At 45.2% G+C, this 504-nt stretch carries 1 protein-coding gene and 1 pseudogene; both read left to right on the top strand.

Going from position 1 to position 504, the window contains the following annotated elements; all coding sequences use genetic code 11:
- A partial coding sequence (locus R8N49_RS30895) for a polysaccharide biosynthesis C-terminal domain-containing protein (RefSeq protein ID WP_318190921.1) occupies positions 1–291 on the top strand: 291 nt, incomplete at its 5' end.
- A gap of 2 nt (positions 292–293) precedes the next feature.
- Positions 294–504 (top strand): annotated as a pseudogene (locus R8N49_RS30890) (VanZ family protein); the annotation flags it as partial.

Here is a 504-nt window from a genome sequence, read left to right as displayed (position 1 = left end):
GGTGATGAATTTCTTGCGGCAGCTCCGCTGTTAGTTGTCCTTTCTTTAGGGCAGATGGTCAATATCGCCACTGGTTCGGTAGGATTTTTATTGCTAATGAGTGGCCATGAGAGAACGATGAAATACATCACGATTTGTTCAGGCACTATTTCCATCGCTCTTTTGGTTTTTCTTAGCCAAAGCTACGGCGTTCTGGGGGCCGCATGGGCAATGGCGATCGGCATGGCGATCCAAAACCTTGCCGCGCTCTATTTTGTAAAACGCTATTTAGGCTTCTTTCCTGTGGGGTAACGATGACTTCGACGATCGCACGTTTAGGTTTTATTTCTATATCTCTACTGACAATCGGCCTTTCTTTGTGGAAGAGTTCAGAGCTAAATCATGCCGTTTATCTGAATATGGAAAACTATGTTGGAGGCTCAAGCACGCTGCATTTTACGTTTAGCATGTTGATTGGTTTTCTCGCTGTGTTTACCTTCCCTCGCTTTACCCACGCAACCAAAA

This window comes from Vibrio sp. 1978, assembly GCF_033344345.1.
The sequence above is the reverse complement of the archived record's forward strand: the minus strand, read 5'-3'. Positions and strand labels throughout refer to the sequence as shown.